This window comes from Bacillus sp. 5mfcol3.1 (genome assembly GCF_900114335.1).
Classification (GTDB): Bacteria; Bacillota; Bacilli; order Bacillales; family Bacillaceae_G; genus Bacillus_A; species Bacillus_A thuringiensis_S.
Genome location: NZ_FOST01000034.1, coordinates 1 through 4,952, shown reverse-complemented (window position 1 = coordinate 4,952; position 4,952 = coordinate 1). Strand labels below are relative to the sequence as shown.

The following is a 4,952-nucleotide window of genomic DNA, read 5'->3' as shown; positions in this document are numbered from 1 at the left end:
ATATGTATAGTGAAAAGATATCAATCAAATATAAATTAGCTGAAAAAGAAGTACTCATTCCATTGAGTGCTTTTTTGTTTGTTGGAATGTTTTTGATCGCTAATTTTTTACTCAACTTATCCTTAGAGCTGATAGAAACAACTTTTAGTGATTTATTACATCCCAAACCGTTTCATATGGAGATAGGATTTCTTTTTCGGATGCCAATTGCAGAGCATCCAATTTACTACTTGCTTGTTTTCCTTGTAGTGATTGGAACTATAGCGAGAACAGTGTACAAATTGAAATCTTCCTTTAAAAACTTAAATAATCATCAGAAAGGATCTAGTCGTTTTACAACAGTTGAAGAGCTGAAAAAGCAGTATCGAGCTGTACCAGAGCGAGAGAAATCGTTTAAAGGTGGCGGTGGTGTTGTTATTTCACGATTAGGTGAAAAGGTATTTATTGATGATAGTCCGGTAAACAATTTAATCATTGGTACAACACGCTCTGGTAAAGGGGAAACCTTTGTATTTCCTACAATTGATGTCTATTCTAGAGCGGAACATAAGCCATCTTTAATTTTCAACGATCCAAAGGGGGGTGCGCCACGTTCCATAGTGAAAAGCTATGGCATGGTTGCATGAAAAATAGCAATTGTGAACTGATTAACCGAGGTAAGGAACGATAGGGTAACGCCTTGAAACTTACCCTCTGATACTCCGACTTGCATAATGTTAACCATTTAATAGATTGTAAGAAGCTCGGTGAAGTCGGCTGAATGTGTCCTAAGTTCCACGAGGAATATGGAGGCTAATAGGTCGGGAGTCGTTTTATATGATGAGAATAGATTTAGTCTTGACGAATCTCCGAATTGTACGGGTCTATATGGGACTTGATAACGAAAGTATCAAGCGTCAATGTTTTGACGGTTACTGTGGATGAGTAAGACGCGTCCTTTATGAAAGTCCATAATACGTTATAGGCGTATTCAAGGTAACAGGCTTATAGGAGACATCTAAGTAAAACACTATGATAGGTTAATCGGAACGTGGGAAGCGATATACGGTAAGTGAATGGTCACTATGACCCGTTTGTATGAAATTCATAACATACATTAAATGTCGTGGCAGTAGAGGTGTAGTACTTGTGAAACTATGATAATAAGTAGTGGAAGGAAGACCTCAAGTCGATAAAAGAATTTTATATGTAGATATTTAATATACTGATTCGATTAAGAATAATAAAGTTACTAAAACACTTATAGTGGGGGAGTAAAAACAGTATGACTGAAAAAATTAAGAATATTAAGCGATATGCTTTAACATCCACGTTTGATGAACTTTATGCTAATAGTAAAAACGGTGATAATTTCTATAAGTTGATGGATATAATCACGAGCGAAAGTAATATTCTACTAGCTTATCATCAAATTAAAAGTAACAATGGCGCTCATACAGAGGGTGTAGATGGTTTAACCATTGAAGATGTTAAAGTAACAAATGTATCTGAATTTGTAGCAAAAATTCAAAAACGTTTATCTTGGTTTAAACCGGATAAAACAAGACGTGTACTAATCCCAAAACAAGATGGTTCAACAAGACCATTGGGTATTGGAACACTTGAAGATAGGGTCATTCAGCAATGTATCTTACAGGTATTAGAACCCATATGTGAAGCCAAGTTCTATAAACATAGTTATGGTTTCAGACCTAATAGAAACGCTATGCACGCATTAAGCCGTACGGTTAGCTTAATCAATCGTGGGAAAATGTACTACTGTGTTGACGTTGATATTAAAGGGTTCTTCGATAATGTGAATCATGCGAAATTGAGTAAATCACTTTGGAGCTTTGGCATTCGTGATAAAAGATTACTATCAATAATCAATTGCATGTTAAGAACAGAAGTAGTCGGTGTAGGAGTTATGGATAAAGGACTTCCACAGGGTGGTGTACTATCCCCATTATTAGCGAATATTTACCTAACCGAGTTAGATCGTTGGGTTGAATCTCAATGGGAAAGCTTCCCTATTAAAAGTAAAAATATTCACAGCTTCCATAATAGTACTGCTAAACGAACTAACTTAAAAAGTGGTTATATGGTCAGATATGCTGATGATTTTAAAATCATGTGTAGGTCATACAATCACGCTGTTAGATTTTATCATGCTGTAGTTGAATTTCTCGATAAAAGATTGAGGTTAGAGGTTAATACAAACAAATCTAGCATTACGAACTTGAAACAAAAACATGCGGATTTCCTAGGTTTTAGTATTAAAGCTATACCTAAAGGGAGTACGAAAAACGGATATGTTGCTCAAACAAATATCTCCGAAAAATCTCGTAAGAGAATTCAAGAAAAACTACGAGATGGCGTAAAGAAAATAAAACACAGTTCATATAGTAGTAAATCATCTATGAATTACAACACAATGGTAATGGGTATCAAAAACTATTATCGATATGCAACGCATGTATATATTGACTTAGATAAAGTTGGGTTATCCTTATCCCGCACCATGAAAGTTAGGTTAAGGGAAAGACGTACTATACAAACGTATAAGGAACAGAACACAATATATAAACAACGAAATGTTGGCTTGAAGCAACAAACAAAAATATCAGTAGTTGCTGGAGTTCCACTCCACGTAATCAACGCTGTTCATCATAGAAACCCAATGAATTTTCAGCAGGATATTACACCTTATACAAAAGGTGGGCGTGCTAAGTTAGAAACATCCAAGCCTAAAATTGTTCCAAACGAATATGTACAGTATATGGTTAACAAAGCCCGATATACTAAAGACAACGTTGAATTTGTAGATAACAGATTAACACTATACGTTGCTACTAATGGAAAATGCTATGTGACTGGTGAAATTCTTCATCCAAATGAAGTACATTGTCATCATAAACTACCTAGAAATCAAGGTGGTACGGATGAATATCACAATTTATGTCTTGTTCATAAAGATATTCATAAACTGATTCACGCTATAAATGAAGAAACAATTGCTACTTATCTTAATGACTTTAATTTGGATTCGAAACAAATTAAAAAGCTTAATAGACTAAGATTTATGTCTAACTTAGACATTATTCAGTAAAAATACTATATATTATATGAAAATTTGTCGATGGAACGCCGTATGATGGGAAACTGTCACGTACGGTGTGAGGCGGGGGAAAAGTTGGAGATAATATCAAATCCTTACCTATCGCACCCGGAATGGGTAATAGCTACCCCTACTCAAACTGAATAGGGATGCTATACATAATTGTTCAGCGCATCGAAAGAAACGCTGGAAGAACGAGGGTATCATATTGAAGTTTTGAACTTGTTAAAGCCACTTGATTCCATGAGTTATAACTTATTGCAGCTTGTCAAAGATGCTTATAAAGATGGGGATTATTCAACGGCACAGGCATTATGTAAAACACTCTCACACACTTTGTTTTATAAACCAGGTGTTAAAGATCCTTTTTGGCAAGATTGTGCTATGAGCCTATGCAACGCTATGGTTTTAGCTATAACAGATAAATGTATTGCAGAAGGAACAGAAGAAAAAATAACGATGTATGCAGTAGCTAACATGTTATCAGAACTTGGTTCGAAAGAAATACTAATAGATCCAGAGGAACCACCTAAAAATGCATTAGATTTATACTTTGAAGGCTTACCAGCGGATAGCGTTGCGAAAATGCAATATGCAACTTCTAATTTCTCAAAAGGGCAAGCAAGAGGTGGGATTTTCACTCAAACAATGAACGGACTTTCTATTTTTACATTTGATGAAATCGCTAAAATGACAGCGAAAAATAGTGTGGATTTGAAACGTGTCGGTTTTGGAAAAACGATAAAAGGAAAAGTGACACCTAGAAAACGAGTAGAAATTGTATTTTCAGATGGCTCAAAGGAGTCTATCAAAGCAGATATTACAGGACGTTTTGCATTAGATTTTAAACAAGCAATACAAGTTGGAGATACCATTCAATGTAATGAAAAGGAAAATCCTCAAACGAAAACATCTATTACTGTTACAAAAATAGATAAAAAAACGGGTCATACAGAATTTAAAGTAGTAGAAGAAAATGAAGATATAGAAATAACAAAAGTGGATTATTTCGATAAACCAGTGGCTATTTTTATGATTACACCAGACTTTGATTCTTCGAATCATGTGATTGCTTCTATTTTTGTAAGGCAGCTTTATTTTATATTGGCAAAGGGTGCGTCCCTTGCTCGTGGAGGGAAATGTCACCGTGAGGTGGTTTTTTGCCTAGATGAGTTTGGAAATATGCCGAGTATTGAAGGAATGGCAAATATTATTACAGTTTGTCTCGGTAGAAATGTTCGCTTTAACCTTATCATTCAAGCATATTCACAATTAAAAAATAAGTATGGTGAGGATGCAGATACGATTGATGGAAACTGTGGGAATACCATTTACATTCTAACTAACGATCAAGAAACCGCCGAAAAAGTGTCCAAAAAACTAGGGAATCAGACGATTAACCTACCTTCTCGAAGCGGAAAAGGTCTTTCTACTGATAAAAATAAAACGGAAGGTTTAGATCAACGCCAACTGTTAACATCAAATGAACTTATGAATTTTAAAGAAGGAGAAAGTGCCGTTATTCGGGTTATAAAACGTCAGGATAATAACAGAAAACGGATCAGACCTCGCCCAATTTATAATACGGGAGAAACAGCCTTAAAATACAGATGGGAGTACTTAGGCGTAGAATTCGATACAGATAAATCTATTTTAGATATAGATATTGATTCCCTACATGATAACGTAAATCCAAATTCACTCATTGTAGATTTTTTAGGAGAAAGAAAGGAAAAACCATCAGAGCCGGAACAGGAAGATTTACCACCAGTAGAGACAATGCAGCCAATAGAAGAACCAACCATGATGGGAATTGATGAAGAGATTCCCGAAGAGGCGTTTCAGCAGGAAGATA

General features: G+C 35.3%; 1 protein-coding gene and 2 pseudogenes. All 3 read left to right on the top strand.

Going from position 1 to position 4,952, the window contains the following annotated elements:
* Window positions 1-2: 2 nt before the first annotated feature.
* A pseudogene (locus BM089_RS30020) lies at window positions 3-581 on the top strand (ATPase); the annotation flags it as partial.
* A gap of 683 nt (window positions 582-1,264) precedes the next feature.
* Window positions 1,265-3,088 (top strand): group II intron reverse transcriptase/maturase, encoded by a 1,824-nt coding sequence (ltrA, locus tag BM089_RS30015; RefSeq protein WP_090979111.1) that lies wholly within the window; start codon window positions 1,265-1,267, stop codon window positions 3,086-3,088.
* A gap of 171 nt (window positions 3,089-3,259) precedes the next feature.
* Window positions 3,260-4,952: pseudogene (locus tag BM089_RS30010) on the top strand (TraG/TraD/VirD4 family protein); the annotation flags it as partial.